The 18966-nt window shown below is 55.4% G+C and carries 17 protein-coding genes; 12 read left to right on the top strand and 5 right to left on the bottom strand.

Annotation, left to right across the window (positions count from 1 at the left end; translation table 11 throughout):
- Window positions 1–212 precede the first annotated feature (212 nt).
- The 3 genes from LEP6406_RS0224000 to LEP6406_RS0223990 all read right to left on the bottom strand — a co-directional run bounded on the left by LEP6406_RS0224000 (window position 213) and on the right by LEP6406_RS0223990 (window position 3469).
- On the bottom strand, window positions 213–1442 hold the full coding sequence (locus tag LEP6406_RS0224000) for an MFS transporter (protein ID WP_008310845.1): 1230 nt from the start codon (window positions 1440–1442) through the stop codon (window positions 213–215).
- Complete coding sequence (larB, locus tag LEP6406_RS0223995) at window positions 1439–2248, bottom strand: nickel pincer cofactor biosynthesis protein LarB (protein ID WP_008310847.1); 810 nt, start codon at window positions 2246–2248, stop codon at window positions 1439–1441. Before larB ends, LEP6406_RS0224000 begins: the two co-directional genes overlap by 4 nt.
- A gap of 72 nt (window positions 2249–2320) precedes the next feature.
- Window positions 2321–3469, bottom strand: coding sequence for a tetratricopeptide repeat protein (locus LEP6406_RS0223990; RefSeq protein ID WP_008310849.1), 1149 nt, complete (start codon window positions 3467–3469; stop codon window positions 2321–2323).
- Between the two features lie 330 nt (window positions 3470–3799).
- Here LEP6406_RS0223990 and LEP6406_RS0223985 point away from each other — a divergent pair, with 330 nt between their 5' ends.
- Entirely contained in the window at window positions 3800–6076 is a 2277-nt protein-coding gene (locus LEP6406_RS0223985; protein WP_008310850.1) for a hybrid sensor histidine kinase/response regulator, read from the top strand.
- Between the two features lie 106 nt (window positions 6077–6182).
- Complete coding sequence (locus LEP6406_RS29530; protein ID WP_008310851.1) at window positions 6183–7322, top strand: response regulator; 1140 nt, start codon at window positions 6183–6185, stop codon at window positions 7320–7322.
- Window positions 7323–7365: 43 nt separating this feature from the next.
- Here the strand turns inward: LEP6406_RS29530 and LEP6406_RS0223975 are convergent, their stop codons facing one another.
- Window positions 7366–8616 carry a PAS domain-containing sensor histidine kinase gene (locus tag LEP6406_RS0223975; protein WP_008310852.1) on the bottom strand — a complete coding sequence of 417 codons (1251 nt, stop codon included), beginning with the start codon at window positions 8614–8616 and terminating at the stop codon, window positions 7366–7368.
- 156 nt (window positions 8617–8772) lie between these two features.
- On the opposite strand from LEP6406_RS0223975, the gene LEP6406_RS0223970 reads away from it, so the two are divergent.
- The 6 genes from LEP6406_RS0223970 to LEP6406_RS0223945 all read left to right on the top strand — a co-directional run bounded on the left by LEP6406_RS0223970 (window position 8773) and on the right by LEP6406_RS0223945 (window position 14522).
- Entirely contained in the window at window positions 8773–9627 is an 855-nt protein-coding gene (locus tag LEP6406_RS0223970; RefSeq protein WP_008310853.1) for a response regulator transcription factor, read from the top strand.
- 311 nt (window positions 9628–9938) lie between these two features.
- The gene (locus LEP6406_RS0223965; RefSeq protein WP_317133863.1) at window positions 9939–11432 is read left to right on the top strand and encodes an ABC transporter substrate-binding protein; all 1494 of its coding nucleotides are present in this window, start codon (window positions 9939–9941) and stop codon (window positions 11430–11432) included.
- A 108-nt stretch (window positions 11433–11540) separates the two neighbouring features.
- On the top strand, window positions 11541–12389 hold the full coding sequence (ntrB, locus tag LEP6406_RS0223960) for a nitrate ABC transporter permease (protein WP_008310855.1): 849 nt from the start codon (window positions 11541–11543) through the stop codon (window positions 12387–12389).
- Between the two features lie 29 nt (window positions 12390–12418).
- Entirely contained in the window at window positions 12419–13270 is an 852-nt protein-coding gene (locus LEP6406_RS0223955; RefSeq protein WP_225886632.1) for an ABC transporter ATP-binding protein, read from the top strand.
- Window positions 13271–13287: 17 nt separating this feature from the next.
- Entirely contained in the window at window positions 13288–13728 is a 441-nt protein-coding gene (gene cynS, locus LEP6406_RS0223950) for a cyanase (protein WP_008310857.1), read from the top strand.
- Between the two features lie 323 nt (window positions 13729–14051).
- The gene (locus LEP6406_RS0223945; protein WP_008310859.1) at window positions 14052–14522 is read left to right on the top strand and encodes a nuclear transport factor 2 family protein; all 471 of its coding nucleotides are present in this window, start codon (window positions 14052–14054) and stop codon (window positions 14520–14522) included.
- 157 nt (window positions 14523–14679) lie between these two features.
- On the opposite strand, the gene LEP6406_RS0223940 is transcribed toward LEP6406_RS0223945, so the two are convergent.
- The gene (locus LEP6406_RS0223940) at window positions 14680–15258 is read right to left on the bottom strand and encodes an NADPH-dependent FMN reductase (protein WP_008310860.1); all 579 of its coding nucleotides are present in this window, start codon (window positions 15256–15258) and stop codon (window positions 14680–14682) included.
- A gap of 448 nt (window positions 15259–15706) precedes the next feature.
- On the opposite strand from LEP6406_RS0223940, the gene LEP6406_RS0223935 reads away from it, so the two are divergent.
- From LEP6406_RS0223935 to LEP6406_RS0223920, 4 genes are all read left to right on the top strand, one after another.
- Window positions 15707–16093 carry a DUF2973 domain-containing protein gene (locus LEP6406_RS0223935; protein WP_008310861.1) on the top strand — a complete coding sequence of 129 codons (387 nt, stop codon included), beginning with the start codon at window positions 15707–15709 and terminating at the stop codon, window positions 16091–16093.
- 28 nt (window positions 16094–16121) lie between these two features.
- Window positions 16122–17357 (top strand): hypothetical protein, encoded by a 1236-nt coding sequence (locus LEP6406_RS0223930; RefSeq protein WP_008310862.1) that lies wholly within the window; start codon window positions 16122–16124, stop codon window positions 17355–17357.
- 227 nt (window positions 17358–17584) lie between these two features.
- Window positions 17585–17824 carry a Calvin cycle protein CP12 gene (locus tag LEP6406_RS0223925; protein ID WP_225886630.1) on the top strand — a complete coding sequence of 80 codons (240 nt, stop codon included), beginning with the start codon at window positions 17585–17587 and terminating at the stop codon, window positions 17822–17824.
- Window positions 17825–18275: 451 nt separating this feature from the next.
- Entirely contained in the window at window positions 18276–18719 is a 444-nt protein-coding gene (locus tag LEP6406_RS0223920; protein ID WP_008310868.1) for a DUF6036 family nucleotidyltransferase, read from the top strand.
- Window positions 18720–18966 lie beyond the last annotated feature (247 nt).

Raw genomic sequence — 18966 nt, 5'->3', positions numbered from 1 at the left:
CGGATGCTGACGACGGTTTCTTCTCTGACGATGCAGCAGCGAGATGTGCTGGACTTTCTCACTCAAGCCTATTGGTCGGCTCGCTTTGGTCAAGCGCCTCCTTCATTGCTGCCTTTGGCCACTCATCAGCCTCAAACCCTAATCACGCCGTGACCCCCTGAAGGCTTACCATCACGAGTTCGGTGCGAGTCCTTATTCAGATTTTCACAGTTCTACGAAGCAGGACTGTTTTTCGATCCTGGTTCTTGAGGGGATTCGAGGGTGAGGGAGAAAGCTGCTACCCCTAAGGTCAGCACTCCTGTCACCCAAAAGGGAAACCGATAGCCAAAACTCACCAAGAGGCCCGCAGTGGCAGGGCCAAGGGCATTGGACAGACTCAAAAAGGCGGCGTTGGTGCCCAACTGCTGTCCCTGCTCTTGGGCGGAGGTCCGCAGAGACAGGATGGACTCGATCAGGGGAAAGGGGAAGGAGTTGACCGCGCTGAAGACAATTGTGATCAAGGTAAAGGCCACCATGGTGGGGAAGGTGGGGATGAGGAGGAATAACAGCCCCCGCGCCGCCAGCATAAAGGCCAGGATATGAACTAGGGAAAACCGCCGCCGCAGCGGATCCAGACCAAAGACTTGGGCGACGAAGCCGATGATGCCAAAGGCGGCGAACATCAGGGCTAGACTCCTGGCATCTTGCCCCAGTACGGTCAGAAAAAAGGGCTGAAAGGCAAAGGTGAAGATGGTGAAGGTAAACCCACTCATGAAGGTGAGGACAAAGATGCGGCCATAGTGGGGATGGGTGACGGAGCGTAGGATGGTGCCGATTTTGAAGTCTGCCCCCGTGAGGCGAAACTGACCCCGGCGGTGGTGGGTTTCGGGCAGAAAAAACAGACATAATACCGTCGCGAGTAGCGCGATCGCAGCCGCCATTAAAAAACCCATTCCCAAACTGGATAAACCGGGTAGGGGCGGTACTTGCTGGGCGACGTAGGCCAGGGGCGGTCCCGCCACAAACCCCAGGCGAAACATGGCCCCAAATATACCGAAGGCTTTGGTCCGCTGCTCGGGGTCAGTGATGTCGCTGACGACGGCCTGGGCGATGGCGTTATTCCCCCCCGTCACCCCGTCCAAAATTCGGGCGACAAAGAGTAGCCAGGGCACTGGGGTTAGGCTGGCCACGCCATTAGCCAGAACTGTCCCCAGCAGGCTCAGCACCAGTAGGGGCTTGCGCCCCACCTGATCTGACAGTCGCCCCAAAATCGGTGTGGCCACAAACTGGGAAGCAGCGTAGGCCGTCGTCAACAGGCTGGCCTGGAAGTCGCTGAGGCCAAACTGTTTGGCATAGGGGTACAGAATGGGAATGACGATGGTGAAGCTGACGGCATTGATGAAGGCCACCAACGCCACAATCCAAAAGCGCCAGGGTAGGCGTGTATTTGGGGAGGGGGTCATGGGGTCGGGGAAGAGAGACGGACGGCAGCCCGGAGGATCTGCCCCGCCAGTATGGCGGCCCCGAAACCATTGTCAATATTGACCACGCCAATACCGGGGGCGCAGGAGTTGAGCATGGTGAGTAGGGGGGCTATGCCGCCAAAGCTGGCCCCATAGCCGATACTGGTGGGGACTGCCACCACGGGACAGTCCACCAGTCCGGCGACGACGCTGGGCAGTGCCCCCTCCATCCCTGCTACGACGATCAGGACGTTGACTCGGGTGAGCAGATCGCGGTGGTGCAGGAGTCGATGTAGTCCTGCAACTCCCACATCCCAGAGGCGCTCGACGCGAAAGCCGCAGAGTTCTGCGGTGACGGCGGCTTCCTCTGCTACGGGCAGGTCCGCTGTCCCCGCTGTGACGATGCCGATGATGCCGGGATGGTGCGGGTTTGACGGCGAGACTCCCGATGGATTCTCTGGAGAGAGCGGCCCTAGGGCACAGATGCGGGCGGTTTCGTAATACACCAGATCCGGCAGGGCGGTTTTCAGGGCGATGGCGATCGCGGGCTCGATGCGGGTGGCGATCACGGCTGGAGATCGATTGCGCATGGCCTCCATAATTTTGACAATTTGGGGCACTGTTTTGCCGGGACCCCAGATCCCCTCTGGAAAGCCTGTGCGGAGGGTGCGGTGGTGATCCACCTTGGCAAAGGTATCAACGGGTTCAAAGTCTAGATGTCGGAGCTGGTCTAGGGCGCGATCGGGACTTACTTGTCCCTGGGCTACCGCCTCCAGTAAGCCCCGTAACGCCTCGGGCTGGGTCACGCCTGTTTTTCCCCTAATGAATGCAATAGATTTTAGTCTACTCGGGGCGGGGAGGGGGGTAGCGGCGTGGCCCTAACTGCGTAGGCGTGGCAGGGTCGCAGGGGTCATGCCCTGAAGCGACTGCTGGTAGCATTCCAGGGCCAGGGTAAAGCGTTCTTGGGTTTCGTAGAGTCGGCCCAATCGACGAAACAATTCCCGCACTTTGTCCCAGACGCCGAGGTCGCGGTAGCGTTTCAAGGCATCCCAGTAGGGCGCGATCGCAAGTTCACTTCGCCCAGTGTCTTCATAGAGGCGTCCGATCCACCCCAGCACTTGGGCAATGAGGGATTCGGGATGTTGGTCTGACGATAGGGATAGATAGCTATCTAGAGCCGCTTCATAGCAGGCTAGGGCAAACATAAACTCCCGCTGGTGTAGATAGACCCGCCCCAGATAAACCAAGGTGGTCCCTTCTGCCAGAATTTCTCCTTGCTGGTGAAAGTAAGTCAAAGCTGCTTCTAGGGCCGTTTTAGCCTGATTGAAATCCCCCTTCTGTAAATGGGCTAGCCCCAGATGTTGGAGGGCTGGCCCTTGCTCAGGATGAGTGTTGAGGTCCGAGAGGATAGCGGTGGCGGCCTGACAGTAAGCAAGGGCACGACCCGCCTGCCCTTGGGCCAGGTAAACCTGCCCTAAGAGGCTAAGGCTGTGGCCGACGCCCGCTAAATCCTGGACGGAAGTAAAGCGACTGAGGGCTGTCTCTAGGTGGTGTAGCGCTGGGGTGAGCTGTCCTCGACGGTGGCAGAACAGGGCTTCTCGTAAATGGACTTGGCCCTCTAGGCGGCAGGTGCCCAAGGGGATCTCAGGGTCTACAGGGTCTACAGGGTCTGCTGCGTTAGTCTGTGCGGGGGGAGCGAAGATGTTCTCAGAGGTGACTTCAACGTCCTCCTCCTCCGTGACATTCTGGGGTTGGCAATCCTGCTGCTGGGCCAGTTCGGAGGCTAGAAATTGCAGGCCATTCTCCGCCATCTCAGCAAAGTATGCTTCCCCTTGAACCTTGGATCGCGCCCCCAGTTCTACAAAATGGAGGCTAGCAGCCAGGAGGTGACCGTGATCAAAAGCTTGCCATCCTTGGTTCACCAATTCTGTTAGGGAAAGGGCAGCGAGGCCAGTACCGTAGCCTTCAGCCAGCAAGACGATGGGGGATGTAGTCTGGAGGTAGATGAGTTGCAGTTGGGGGCACATGGTTCCACGGGGGTAGTGGTGCGTTCAAAGGGAACTACCTCTGCAATTGAGGGACTTATTCAAGAACCCGAAAATAGTTACAGAACTTGATGCCTGCCAAGATGCCCACTTCCTGATTCTCCCACGAGAGAATCAGGAAGTGGGCTAGTACAGAACCCCCAGCGGGAGGGCGTCGGGGGAGAGGGCCAGTGAGGCGGCTAGGGGGACGTTTGATTCTGGGAAGGACTCCTGAGCGGGTCTGTCTGCCTTTGAAAAGTGGATTTCAGCCTTGAATTGAGCAACTCAGATTAGAAATTCAGACGTGTGTCGATTTAGAATCGCTGCCGGACCATGCTCCGGAGGAAGGTATTGATTGTGATTAATCCGGCAGAGTCCCGACTCCAGCAGATGCAAGCGGAGCGAGCGCTGATCTTAAACCACGTAGATGATGCGATCGCACTTTTAGACGCCGACCAGCGGCTGGTCTTGTTTAACCAAAAATTGACCCAGATGTGGGGCCTAACCCAGGACTGGCTAGCATCCAACCCCACCCTCACCGCCATTCTCGATCGCCTTGTGGCCCAAAACTGGTGGACCCCCGAGCAGCGGGACTCCGTCCTAACCCAGGGTCGCCTATCACAACTGCACCATCCTGCCCTCCAGATCTGCCAGGGCAACGATACCCACCTAGAACTCTCCTTCACTGCCACCTCCGACGGGGGGCAACTGCTAATCCTGCGGGATGTATCGGTCCCCCGGCGCTACCAAGCCCAACTCTCGGACGAGGTGCGACGGCTACGGTTTCTCCTGGGCCTAACAGAACGGCTCCAATCCTCCGATAACCTCAAAGAGGTTGGGGAGTTTGCCCTGCGCTACCTCATCGAGGCCATGGGGGCCGCCTTTGGGGATGTCAAGGTGGTCAGCGGCCAGGGTAAAAAGCGGTGGGCTGGCCCCCTGACCAATTTAATTTCTGGGCAATTCATCGCCACCTACGGCAAACCCCTAGTGGAGGACATGGAGGCCACCCTGAATCAGGGCATTGAGTACGGTCAGGGGCTGCTGTGGGAGGTGGTGGAAACCGGCAAACCCCTGTTTGTAGAAGACTACGCCAACCACCCCAATGCAGTGCCCGGATTTTGTCACCCCGCCATTGGCCAGTTAGGCATTTTTCCCATTCCCTCCGTCGATGGCTCCATCATCGGCGTCGTCACCCTAGAGTCCCGGAGCTTACAAAAGCTCCAAGAAGCACCCCAGCAAGACATGCTCCTAGCAGCCTGTCGTACCCTCGGAGCCGCCATTGAACGGGCTCAGTCCCAGGCTCGGCTGCAACAGATTAATCAGGATCTAGAGCGAGCCTCCCGACTTAAGTCGGAGTTTTTGGCCTCCATGTCCCACGAGTTGCGAACACCATTGAACAGCATTTTGGGCTTTTCGGAACTGGTGCTACGCCATCAGGCAGATTTAGGCGAGCGACAAGTCAGCCATATTCGTGCCATTCACCAGAGTGGCCAGCACCTGCTGTACCTGATCAACGACATTCTTGACCTCTCCAAGGTTGAAGCGGGCAAGGTGGAATTGGAACTGCAAACGGTTTCCATCCAAGATCTGTGCCGTCAATGCCTGAACATGATTCAACCTCGGGCAGATCGTAAGCGCCTATCCCTGGCCCTGGAATTTGACTACGGTTTAGATCAGGTCACCCTAGATGAACGCCGTGTACGGCAAATGGTGATCAACCTCCTGTCCAATGCAGTGAAATTCACGCCGGAAAAGGGACGGGTCAAACTCTCAGTTCGCCTCGCCTACGGAACGGAACTCAACCAAGATTTTCGCCCCGACGAGAGCCCCATTAACCCCAGCACCCCCTATCTTTGCCTCCAGGTCAGCGATACGGGGATTGGCATTGACCCCGAGAAGCAACATTTGCTCTTTCGCCCCTTCCAGCAGATTGATGCCTCCCTCACCCGCCGCCACGAGGGCACCGGGCTAGGGTTGGTGCTGACCAAGCGCTTAGCGGAACTCCATGGCGGAACAGTTTCCCTGCAATCCGTGCCAGACCAGGGGAGTACCTTTCGCGTGTGGCTGCCGTTAAATGATCTGCGCGATGGGGTAGCTAATGCCGGCAATGCCCGCGATCTGCCCCTGCCCGCGCCCTTGCACAGCAGTCCGGTGGAGCCGAGAGCAGGGCGGGTACTGGTGGTGGAAGATCATCCCTACAACCAAACCCTAATTACGGAGGCTCTAGAGATAGAGGGTTTTGAGGTGGATCTCGTGAGCGATGGGCAGACGATGCTCGATACTATCCACTCCGAGACCATCCCTGAGTCGATGCTGCCCAACCTGGTACTGATGGATATTCAACTGCCCAATGTGGATGGGTTACAACTGATTCAGGCCATGCGTGCCCATGATCTCTGGCAGTCAGTGCCCATTATTGCAGTGACGGCAATGGCCATGACCGGCGACCGCGATCGCTGTTTAGCCGTGGGGGCAGATGACTACATCAGCAAGCCCCTAGATTTTGAGGACTTGGTGCGACGGGTCCGCACCCTAGTGGAATCGGTGGAGTCCTCAGTGGGTAGAGTGGGCAGAGTTGGCGAAGCTAGCAGCGTCAATGAATCCTGCTGAAGCGGGGTAGTGCTTGTAAAGAGAGAGTAGCCCCCCTTCAGCATCTAGCGATATCTAACGTCTGACTAAAGGCTGAGAGTCTTCCCAATGCTTCCGGTTCAATACTATGGCTAGTGCGCCCTATATTTTGCTCGTTGATGATGAACCCCAGAACCTCTTTCTGATGGGTGAGTTGCTGGAGTTGGAGGGTTACACCGTCCAAACTGCCGAATCTGGCGCAGAGGCGTTAGAGATAGCTGAGGCCCAAACTCCGGCCTTGATTTTACTGGATGTGATGATGCCGGATATGGATGGCTTTGAGGTCTGTGATTACCTCCGGGCCAATCCCACCCTGAGCACAGTGCCCATTATCTTCCTCACCGCTCTAGATGATGATGAATCCAAACTTCGCGGGGTGGAGGCATTAGGGGATGACTACCTGACCAAGCCCATCAAAACGAAACTGGTGCTGAAGAAAATTCAGACGGTGTTGCGACTGCATCAAATGCGCCAGGAAAACAGTCAGCGTACCCTCGCCACCCAGGCCCAACTGTTTCAGCAAACCCGCGATCGCTACGAGCAGCAGATGACAGCGGTCCAAAAAATTAGCGAAACCCTCTCCGAAAAGTTTCACCTCTTTGTGCCCCAGCAGTTCCTGAGCCGGATTGCCCCTCGGGGGGTGGAGTCGATTCAGGTGGGCAATGCCACCGAGTCAGAGATGACGGTGCTGTTCTGCGACATTCGTGACTTTACCCAAATCGTGGAGTTTCAGGAGGCGCGGGAAACCTTTGAGTGGCTGAATGCCCTTTTTGAGCAGATCAACCAGGCCATTACCCAAAATGCTGGCTTTGTAGACAAGTACTTGGGAGATTCGGTGATGGCGGTGTTTGACCGGGCCGAAACCCACATCACCGATGGCCTCCAGGCGGCGATCGCAATTTGTCAACAACTGGCGGTGTTTAACGAAACCCGCGATCGCTTTCACTTGGCGGAGCCCCTCCGCATGGGTATTGGTCTTCATACAGGGCGGGGCGTCATTGGCACTGTGGGGGCCAACCAGCGCATGGATACAACGGTGGTGGGGGATGTGGTCAACACTGCTTCTCGACTAGAGGAAATGACCAAGACCTACCAATGCCAGGTGATTGCCAGCGAGGAGATGGTGCAGGGGCTACCGGAGGGCCACAATTTTCGCCTGCGCTGGCTGGATGAGGTTGCCCCGAGGGGCAAGCAAACCAAGCTCCGGATCTATGAGGTGCTGGGCTGATTGACTGACAAAAGTTAAGGACCGCTACAATCGCTGACAAGGTTTAGTCCCGCTTGGCGAAAGTGTCCCTGCCATTCATCATGGGTAGGCGCAGGGTAAACGTGGTGCCCCGATTCAGGCGACTTGAGACCTCGATTGTCCCATTCTGCAAATCGACAAACTGTTTGACAATACTCAACCCTAGGCCCGTTCCAGGAATATTGGTTACATTGCGTCCGCGATGAAAGGGCTCAAACAGATGGTGTCGATCGCTTCTAGGAATGCCAATACCCTCGTCTTGGATGTGGAAAATGATCTGATGTTGGCGCTTCGCCAGCTTCAGCCAAATGGCCCGATCCTCGCGAGTATAGCGGATGGCGTTCAACAGCAGATTACTCAAAATTGACCGCAGCAGTCGTTCATCTAGACAGGCCAAGATCCGACGACTACGACAGGAAAACTGGATTGGGCTTTGGGAGCGCAGATAGTCCCGTTCCGTCAACAAGGTCTGACAGAATTCAACAATTTCTAAGGGTGTGGGGTTAACAGCTAAAACCTTAGCTTCAATTTTGCCGATGACCAAAATGTCGTCAATCATCTGAGTCATCCGCTCGACATTGGCTTTGATATTCAACAGATAGCTAGCTTTGTCCTCTAGGGTGAGCTGGCTGTTGTAGCGGTTGAGGGAGGATGCAGAGAGGGCAATATTATTCAGCGGGTTGCGAAACTCATGGCAGACCATGGAGACAAATCGCGATCGCATTTCACTCAGCTCTCGCAGTTGTTGGTTAGCCTGCCACAACTTAGCGGTGCGCTCCTGCACCTTTAGCTCCAATTCTTCATTGGCCCGCCGCAAAACCTCCTCGGCCCAACGCCGCTGAGTAATATCCCGAAATGTCACCACCGCGCCGATCAGCCGTCCCTCCTCATCGTGCATGGGGGTGCTGATGTATTCCACCGGAAAGCTAGTGCCATCTCTGCGCCAGAACACCTCATGGGTGACCCGGTGTACGATGCCGTCCTGAAATGCCGCGTAGATTGGGCAATCCTGCCGATGGTAGGGACTGCCATCAACGAGGGAGTGATGCATTACCGCGTGCATCGACTTGCCAATCAACTCCTCCACAGACCAACCGATCATGGCGGCGGCGGCGGGATTCACAAAGGTGACGTTGCCCTTCAGATCCACGCCATAGACCCCTTCCCCCACAGCATTCAGGATGAGCTGATGCTGGCGACGCAGATGTTCTAGTTCTGGGGTAGGTGGGTCAGGAGCCAGGGGTTCTCGATCAGGCAGCCAGTAGGTAGACGACATAGGGTCAAGGGTGACTTCCGCCCATTATTGTCCTCTGGAATGGCGTTGGGTCAGGACGGATGGGCAAAGGGGGCTGGTTATGGGGCGCGATCGCGGAATGAATGTATCTCGGTATACAACAGTTCTCCCGGTCAAAGCTTAATAAATTAAACAATCATGAAGACAATTTTAGTCATCGAAGATGAGGCTCAAACCCGCAGCATTTTTTTGAAATGCCTAGAGTTTGAAGGCTTCAAGGCCGTAGGCACCAGTGACGGTGCCAAGGGCATTGAGATAGCTAAAACTCACCAGCCCGATCTGGTCGTGTGCGACATCATGATGCCAGATATGGATGGGTATTCGGTATTGTCAGCGCTGCGACGATCGCACCAAACCGCCTTCATTCCCCTCATTTTTCTCACCGCTAAAGTCACCATGGCTGACCTCCGGCGGGGCATGGATTTGGGAGCCGATGACTACCTAACCAAGCCCTGCACCGTAGAGCAGTTTTTGTCCACTATTAGTAGTCGCCTCAAGCGCCAAGAGCAGCTTTCTCAGCTTTATCGCCGCAGTTCAGAGCCAGGGATTCAAGTAGATCTGGAGACGCCATGGTCAGGGACCAGTCCCCAGGAACCATCCCACTCTGCCCCCGCCTCACCCCCCGCCTCACCCTTAGTTCCCGACCACATTTTCCCGGCGGTGCCTAGTTTAGCCAGTCTGTTTGACTTTATTGAAGCCCACTACCGCCAGCCCATCAGCCTCAAGGATGTAGCCCAAGAAGTGGGCTATTCCCCCGCCTATTTAACCAACCTGGTGCAGGAACAAACCGGACGCAGCGTCAAACAATGGATTATTGAACGGCGCATGGTTCAAGCTAGAACCTTACTGGCGACAACGGATCAGCCCGTGCGCCACATTGCGACAGCCTCTGGCTACAGTGATGCGGGTTATTTCACGCGCCACTTTCGGCAGTTTCATGGCACCTCTCCTCAGGATTGGCGGCAGAAGTCTGTAGCAAAATTAACAGATTAGCGATTAATTTTAACTCCCAAAATAAGTCCAAAAGAAAATCCTATTAGGTTCAAAATTTGATCCAATGCGCCTTGAATTTGAGTTTGATAGGCTAACACCAACTTGCATTTGAGCTGGCAAGATATTGGGTTTTGTCGCATTGGGATTAGCCACCTATGATCATATCAGCAGCAGCAAAGTCGCTCAGCGACTGGGGAAATCTTAGTTGCACATCGCCATCCTTAATCCAGTCGGGAATGCAGGCGGGACAGCCTTGTCAGATCTGTCGAGGGAATCATTTCTCCAGCGATCACTGGCAATTTCTGCAAACCATGCCCCAAGATCCCGTGGATATGGTGGATGATCTGGTGAAAATGGGTCTCTACAAAGAGAACCAACTGCGGGCAGCGGACACCGTTAATGCCTACGAACTGCGAAAAACATTGTTTCTTAAGCGGGTAGGCCGCAACGATCCGCAACGCGAAAAACTGATTCTGGCCCTTTGCAAACAGGCCGGGGGGCTGGAAAACGCCTTCGCCGCTGCCTTTGGTCCCCAGGCCGGACTATTCTTTGCCGACTCCATTCGCAACAGTGGTACGACGCGCCGTGAGTTTCTCCGCAATATGGCCGTCGGGGCAGCGCTGGTGACCTTAGCCAGTTGCGGCACTAGCAATGCCCCCACCGTCGAAGATACCCCCGATGAGTCGATCGTCGGCGATCTAGAAAAAACCGACATTCAAGTGGGCTTTATCCCCATCACCTGCGCCACCCCCATCATCATGTCGGAGCCTCTGGGCTTCTACGAAAAGTATGGCTTCAATGCCAGCGTGGTGAAAATGCCCAGTTGGGGTGCCGTGCGCGATTCCGCGATCGCAGGAGAACTGGATGCCTACCACATGCTAGCCCCCATGCCTATTGCCATGACCCTAGGGCTAGGGTCCAGCAGCTTTGGCGTCAAACTCGCCAGCATCGAAAACATCAACGGCCAAGCCATCACCGTTGCCGAACGCCACCAAGGCCAAGTCAACGGCCCCGAAGACTTCAAAGGCTTTGTCATTGGCGTACCCTTCCCCTATTCCATGCACAACCTGCTGTTGCGCTATTACCTATCCACGGGCGGGCTCAACCCCGATGTAGACGTGCAGATTCGCCCCGTACCGCCCCCCGATAGTATCGCCCAGCTCATTTCCGGGGACATTGATGCCATGCTCATGCCCGACCCCTTCAACCAGCGGGCCGTCTATGAAGGCGCTGGCTTCATCCACATGCTCACCAAAGATCTGTGGGATGGTCACCCCTGTTGTGCCTTTGCCGCTAGCGACCAGTGGATTGGCGAGCACCCCAACGCCTTCCGCGCCCTGAATAAGGCCATCATCGAGGCTGCTGGCTACGCCCAAGATGCGGCTAACCGCCCCGAAATTGCTGCCGCTATTTCCACACGAGCCTTTTTGAACCAGCCAGTAGAAGTCGTGGAGGCGGTCCTCACGGGCAACTTTGACGATGGACAGGGCAACACGCTGTCCATTCCCGATCGCATTGGCTTTGACCCCTATCCCTGGCAGAGCTTTGCCAAATGGATCTCGTCCCAACTGGTGCGCTGGGATTTGCAAGGGGATGGCAAGGTTGCCGAGGAAATCACCGACGACACCTACGCCACCGTGGGCGAAGAGGTATTTTTAACCGATTTAGCTCGGGAATTGGCCCAAGAGCTGGGTCAAAATCCGCCCACGGAAAGCAACCGCCCCGAAACCCTAGCCTTTGATAGCTTTGACCCGGATTCTCCTGGTGACTATGTCAAAGAGCAGATTGACAAGTTCGGCCTATAGGCAAAGGGATATTGTCCACCCGCGCTGCGCTATGACCAGCCCTTAGCCATCGCAATCCAGTCGCACTATCCAGTCGCACTATCCAGTTGCACAATGGAGGCACACATTATGGCCCTCAGTAACGCTCCCAATGCCACCACCGGGTTCTCGCAAGGGGAGACCAAAGAGGCTTTTTGGCTTAATGAAAATGTGAGAGCCTTGGCCCTATTCCTACTGTCCCTGGGACTATTTCTACTGCTGTGGGAAGTGGGAGCCCGCGCCGGTTGGTTTGTGCAGGGAGTCCCCACCGCTAGCGCCACCCTGAAGGAGTTCTGGTGGTGGGTCAGCAATCCCTTTTTCAACAACGGCCCTAACGACTTGGGCATTGGTTGGAATCTGTTGATCAGTCTGCGCCGGGTGGCCATTGGCTATATCTTGGCCTCCTTGGTGGCGGTGCCCCTGGGGATTCTGATTGGCATTTCCCCCGTGGCCTATAAGGCATTCAACCCCTATATCCAGCTCCTCAAGCCCGTTTCCCCCCTGGCTTGGTTGCCCTTGGGATTGTATCTACTGCGGGATTCTGAGAAAACGGGTATTTTCATCATCTTTATCTCCAGCATCTGGCCCACGCTGATTAACACGGCCTTTGGGGTTGCCAGTGTGGATAAGGACTATTTGGATGTGGCCAATACCCTGGGAGCCTCCCGACTTCGCACCATTTTCAAGGTGATTATTCCGGCAGCATTGCCCAATATCATCTCCGGTCTACGCATCAGCATGGGAATTTCTTGGTTGGTGATTGTGGCGGCAGAAATGTTGCTGGGAACGGGTCTGGGCTACTTCATCTGGAATGAGTGGAACAACCTATCAATCGCCAATATTTTGGTCGCTATTTTCATCATTGGCCTGGTGGGTCTTCTCCTCGATAGTCTGTTTGCAATCCTAGAGAAGTTTGTTGCATTTGGTCGAAACTCATGAGTTTAGCTCCTGCTAGCACTTCCATCCCTATGGATTCACCACCCTCATCGTCATCTCAGTTGTCCATCCGCAACGTGACGAAGATTTTCCCCGGCAAAAAGGGGATTTTCAACCAGATCTCGGGGAAAATCAGCCGCGATTTCACGGCCATTCAAGACATTAGTATGGACATTGAGCCCAATACTTTTGTCTCGATCATTGGTCCCTCTGGCTGTGGTAAATCTACGCTACTGAGCATGATTGCGGGCCTGAGTCCTATTACCAGTGGAGATATTCTACTCAACGGTGTTCCCATTACTAAACCGGGGCCAGACCGGGGCATGGTGTTTCAAAACTATGCTCTGATGCCCTGGATGACAGTAGAGGAAAATCTCCGTTTCGCCGTGGAGACGGTGAGCCCAAAACTGTCGGCCAAGGCGATGAATCGCATTATCAAGGAGCACATTCAACTGGTGGGGCTGACCGGGGCTGAACGACGGCATCCTCACCAGTTGTCGGGGGGAATGCGTCAGCGGGTAGGCATTGCCCGCGCCCTAGCCATTGACCCGCAAATCCTTCTAATGGATGAGCCCTTTGGGGCATTGGACGCCCTGACACGGGGCTTTCTACAGGACGAGATCGAGCGCATCTGGGAACAGCGGCGCAAGACCGTGATCATGATTACCCACAGTATCGAAGAGGCCCTGCTGCTGTCGGACCGCATCGTAATGATGACGCGGGGGCCAGCGGCACGGGTGGATGAAATCCTGGATGTGCCTTTCCCCCGCCCTCGAAATCGAGAAACCATTGAGCAGCATCCGGCCTATCACGGTCTGAAGGCAGAGATGGAAAGTCACTTGTTCCGGGAAACCCGTGCGGTGGAAGCGGACCGATTAATGTAAACCAAAGAGGATTAACAATGATTCCTGTTATTACTGAAAAACTGTTGGCTGCGAAGAAAGCGGCTGGTCTCACCTTTGCTGACCTGGAAGCTAAAATCGGCTGCGATGAGGTCTGGATTGCTTCGGTGTTCTACCGTCAGGCTAGTGCTTCTGTGGAAGAGGCCACCAAAATTGTGGAAGCGATTGGGGCGGATGCTTCGCTGATTGAGCCCCTGACTGAATGCCCGGTGAAGGGGGGACTGGATCCGGTGATTCCTACTGATCCCCTGATCTATCGCTTCTATGAAATCATGCAGGTCTATGGGATGCCGATTAAAACCGTGGTCCATGAGAAGTTTGGCGACGGCATTATGAGCGCCATTGACTTCACGATTGATGTGGAGAAGGAAGAGGATCCTAAGGGCGATCGCGTCAAGGTGATTATGAATGGCAAGTTCCTGCCCTATAAGAAGTGGTAATTCCGCAGGATTATTGAGCAGCTTCTACCTAACCTCAATCTCCTAACTCAATGTGCGACGGCTGTTGGCGATTGGCTGACAGCCTTTCCTTTGCCTCCTTGATCCTGTATGGCAGTGGCCATCCAGGTTAGGACAAGGGGCTTAAGCTCCTTGTTCGTTTGTAACCGTCCCAGGGACTACGCTGGCTGAGCGAAGTCGAAGCCAAAACCCGGCCAGAATGTCCCCTTCGACTCCGCTCAGGGGACGGTTACGTTCGTTTCAAGCTTTGAAATGTCCTAACGATAGTGACTCCTGCTATATCTCTCTTGATTTGAGTACCCACGATGACAATCCAGAAGTTGGTTCCTCCCTTTACTCGGGAGATTGCGATCGCAAAAGCCCGTATGGCGGAAGATGCCTGGAATAGCCGGGATCCCGACCGCGTTGCCCTGGCCTACACCGAAGATAGCCACTGGCGTAACCGGGCCGAAATCCTTCAGGGCCGGGAGGCCATTCGGGCCTTTCTGCGTCGCAAGTGGGACAAGGAACTGGACTATCGCTTGGTCAAGGAAGTGTGGGCCTACGGGGACAACCGGATTGCGGTCCGGTTCCAGTATGAGTGGCATGATGATGCGGGTCAGTGGTATCGGGCCTATGGCAATGAAAACTGGGAGTTCGACGACAATGGGCTCATGCGTCGTCGAGAAGCCAGCATTAACGACAAACCCATCCTGGAGTCTGAGCGCCGCTTCCACTGGTCTCCTGCTGGGCCTAGACCTCAGGACCATCCGGGGTTAATTGATTCTCCAGAATAGATTTTCAGACGGGTCTTATGGTTGGGGGCTAGGGGCTGTGGACCATCAAAGCCAGATTCCAAGCTATGGAGCGGTTACAACCCCTAGCTTGGTTCAGGAGGGCGGGGCCTGGTTGGGCTTCCCCCGCCAGGATTTCCTCGGTGATTTTCCACGCGCCCTAGGGGTTGAGTTTGGCGGTAATGTCTACGAGTTGCGTCGCGATCGCAGTTACCGCTGCCGCCTGCTTTTCGTCCTGGAGTTGGCCCTTCTCGTCAAAGGCTTGGGAGCCATTGGGAACGGCCTTTTGAGTGGGAATGACCAGTACGCCAATTCCCTCTAGGATGGCCCGGACATGGACCAGACCCCGCATTCCCCCTAAGCCCCCTGGAGATGTAGCCAGCAGGGCCGCTGTTTTGCCGCGAAAACAGATCAATCCCAGGGATTCCTCGCCGGGAACGGGACGAGAAGCCCAGTCGATGGCATTTTTAAGCAAAGGGGTGATAGAACCGTTGTATTCAGGGCAGGCGATTATGAAGCCCTGGTGCTTTTTGAGGTGTTCCTTGAAAGCTAAGACCGTATCAGGAAGCCCCAGTTCCGTTTCTAAGTCCTCGTTAAACAAGGGCATAGGGTAGTCTGCTAGGTCTATAAAGGTGGCCTCGGCCCCCGCCGCCTCAGCAGCGGTGGCGGCCACTTTAGCTAATTGCTTATTGAGGGAGGCACTACGGGCACTGCCTGCAAAGGCGAGGATCTTAGGCATGGGAATCTCTTTGGCATAACGGTAAAGGGGCTGGGAGTCAGGATAGCGTAATTACGCTGGACCCTTTGTGGCCTGTATGCGCCCGCGCCCAACCCCTCGAACACTGGCCTCGAACACTGGACCATCGGTTAGACGGCTGGCTCTCTCTGAACCCTCTGAACCCGCCGCTAGGGAAGGATAGAATCCAAAAAGATATGCCGAATCCCTAGCAATCTGACACAATAAGGAAGACGCAACCATAATAAATATTCTGACTCGCTGACATTGCGAAAACGTCGAGGCTACCCAGGCTGGCTCGGCACTCGGGTTTTCGGAAGCGATCAGGGCAAGATTACGCTCTTTAGCAGATGTCGCCTCCTCTACTTCCTAAGGAAGTATTAGACCCGCCTCGTGATGTTTCCTTCTCTAACGGACCATATCCGACGTGCGATGGGCGAGATTAGGTGCGATGGTCAGAGACCGGCCCCAAGGGGCCATCGCAGACTTCCATTCATTCCTGTCAGATACCGAGGTTCCTAACGCCATGCTTCACGCCCTATACATGCTGGCCTTTGCGGTTTTGACGGTTTTTGCCGTTAGCAATCTAATCCGCAACATGATGATGCTCGGGGCCGATGCCCGACGAGATCCCCGTCCAGCTCGTGGCGGCACAAATTCTAACCGCGATGCGGTGGCCCATCCAGAGATGCTGGATGATTCAGGCCGGGTCACCCAAGAACCCCTACTGGTGATGCGTTCCATCTCTCTCCAGGATGCGCGGCAGCAGTTAGAAGCGCTCTATGATCCCTCCAGCCATGATGCTGAGGGCAATGAAACCGTAGACGATCAAGGCTAGGGCTCAGCACCATGTTTCTTTAGGGGCCATGAAACACTGGCGACGTTGGTTGAGCATCACTCTAGGGGTTGCCCTCTGCTGGGGGTGGGGCTTGGTGGTTTTTGGGGCAGTACCCCAGCCGCCTAGCGCGACGACCCCGGAGCTAGAGACTCCCGCCCCCTTAGCCGCCGCCTTTGAGTCGGCAAACCACGCGGCAGAACTGGCCCAGACAGCCCGCAGTACTCCAGAGTGGAACCGGGTTGCCCAGGCATGGGCGGGGGCCATCCACCATCTCCATGAACTGCCCATCGATAGCCCCAAGCAGGTTTTTGCCCAGCGCCAAAGCCGAGTTTATGGCCAGAATTTAGCGATCGCACAGCAGCAGGCAGAGCGTGCCAGCCGCCCTCGGGTGTTTCCCTCTCTGGGGAGCCAGGTTTTGGATGATCAGTTGGGGGTATACCTGTCCTATCTGGCCACCTTTGGGGCTCCAGATATCTTGGTGGTAGGGAGTTCCCGTGCCCTCCAGGGCATTGACCCCCAGGTCTTACAGGGAGCCTTAGCAAACCAGGGGGTATCTCCAGTCCGGGTTTACACCTTTGGGGTGAATGGGGCCACGGCTCAGATGGTGAGTTTTCTGCTGCGTCAGGTGTTGACCTCAGAGCAGTTGCCCCGATTCATCCTCTGGGCCGATGGCTCCCGTGCCTTTAACAGTGGACGGGTGGATCGTACTTTTGCTGCTGTTCTGGCTTCACCGGGGTATGGGGTGATTCAGGCGGGGCCACGTCCGACCTTAGGGTGGACTGCAACGCCAGGAATGCCCGCTGCTAATCCCATTCCTGGCAGTGCCATCAATGGCTACGGCTTTTTGCCGGTGACCGATATCTTTAATCCCAATACCTATTACCAACGCTTCCCTCGGGTCAGTGGCCAATATGACTCCACTTATCAACCCTTTTCTCTAGAAGGGGTACAGACGCTATCGTTACGTGCGATCGCAACTTTTGCTAAAAGCCGCAATACGCCCCTAGTGTTTGTCAACCTGCCACTGAGTAATGACTATCTAGATGCAACTCGGCTTCAGTATGAGCGCCAGTTTCAGCAATATCTGCGCCAGGAATCGACCCAGGGAGACTTTATCGTGGTGGATCTGCTAGAGCAATGGCGGGGGCAAGATCGCTTCTTTGCCGATCCCAGCCACTTGAACCAGACTGGAGCCCAGCAACTCTCTCGCCAATTGGCCACCCTCAGGACTATTCCCTGGCAGAGCCTCCAACCCCCTGCTTGAACTCCTGTCATCCACTTATTTAAGATGAAGCTCTGACAACGAGACCTTTCTGCCCAGATCGATCTCACTTGTGCAGGCCCACACCGTTCGACTGAGCGTTCGGCTGAGCTTACACCGAAGTCTCACGCCGAAGCCCTACATCCCTCTCCCAAAGCATTCATCAGCTAGAGCTAGCCCTTTTGCCCAACCCAGGGGATGATTTTTTAGAGGAAATACTCTCGGAGACTATGGCAATGAGTGTTGACAATCAGCAATTCCAGGCAGAACTAGAGAAAGCGCGGGACGATGCCCGCGCCATCTGCGCTGAGAAGGGGGAATCCTCTGCCGAATGCGCCGCCGCCTGGGATGCCGTTGAGGAAATGCAGGCGGAGGTCTCTCACCAGCACCAGCAGCCCAAGAAGACCAGCTTTGACCAATATCTAGAAGAGAACCCCGACGCTCCGGAAGCCCGGATGTATGAGGATTAAGGGATCTGCGGGCTAATGGTGTGCCAGGTGGCCCGGTTTTCTTCCTTTGGGAAACGCAAAGCGCATGGCCCAAGGGGCAATAGCCTCGGGCATGGCTATGCTAAGGCTAGCGCTCAGGCGGAGCCTATCTGAAAGACTGACGACTTCGCTCAACCTTCAGTGATCGAGGGCTGAGCGGAGTCGTTCATGAAATGGCTCCCCCAGGGAGCAAGCCTGAGCGGAGTCGTTCATGAAATGGCTCCCCCAGGGAGCAAGCCTGAGTGGAGTCGTTTGGTAGAGTTTGGAGGATTGAGCTTGGCTGAATTAACGCCACGGCAAATACAGAGGGTGGTCACGAAAACGGCCCTCCATGCCCCGAACCGGGACAGCCTCTACTGGTGTGCCCAGCCCTATCAGGCTCGGCTGGCCCAGCTAGAATCGATTCGCCAGCAATACCACCTATGGAAATACGGTGCTGAGCCAGGATTTCAAAGAGTTTATACAGTCGTTAAACGATAACCAAGTCAGGTATCTGGTGATTGGGGGATACGCCGTAGCACTGCATGGCTACCCACGCTACACGAAGGATATTGATATCTGGGTTGAGATCACACCTGAGAATGCTGATCGGATGATCCAGGCTTTGGCGCAGTTTGGGTTTGCTGCTCTCGACCTACAGCCTGAGGATTTTCTGACCCCTGATCAAGTCATTCAGCTAGGTTATCCCCCTAATCGCATCGATTTGATCACAACTCCAGATGGCATTGACTTTGCCACTTGCTACGCGACCCATGTCGAGGTGGAGATGGAGGGTACCCCGGTAAAGTTCATTGACCTGGAAAACTTGAGGCTGAATAAGCAAGCCTCTGGACGATTGCAGGATTTAGCTGATCTGGAAAACTTACCCGATGCTTGAGGCATGAACTGGGTTTCTAGGCGCTAGTACCGCAGGGCGTAAATCAGTCTACTATCGTCGCACCAGCCCAACATTTTCCGGTCCCCTCTCCCCCTGGGAGAGGGCTAGGGTGAGGGGCCAAGTGTGCCACGATGGAACGGCCAGGGTATTTACGCCGCAGAGTACTAGTACTGGGTGGCTGAAATGACCTTACCATTGAGAGGTAGGGTAAAGAGGACTTTTCTACAATGGCTAGACTGACTGCCGC

The sequence above is a fragment of the Leptolyngbya sp. PCC 6406 genome, from assembly GCF_000332095.2.
Classification (GTDB): domain Bacteria; phylum Cyanobacteriota; class Cyanobacteriia; order Phormidesmidales; family Phormidesmidaceae; genus PCC-6406.
The sequence above is the reverse complement of the archived record's forward strand: the minus strand, read 5'-3'. Positions and strand labels throughout refer to the sequence as shown.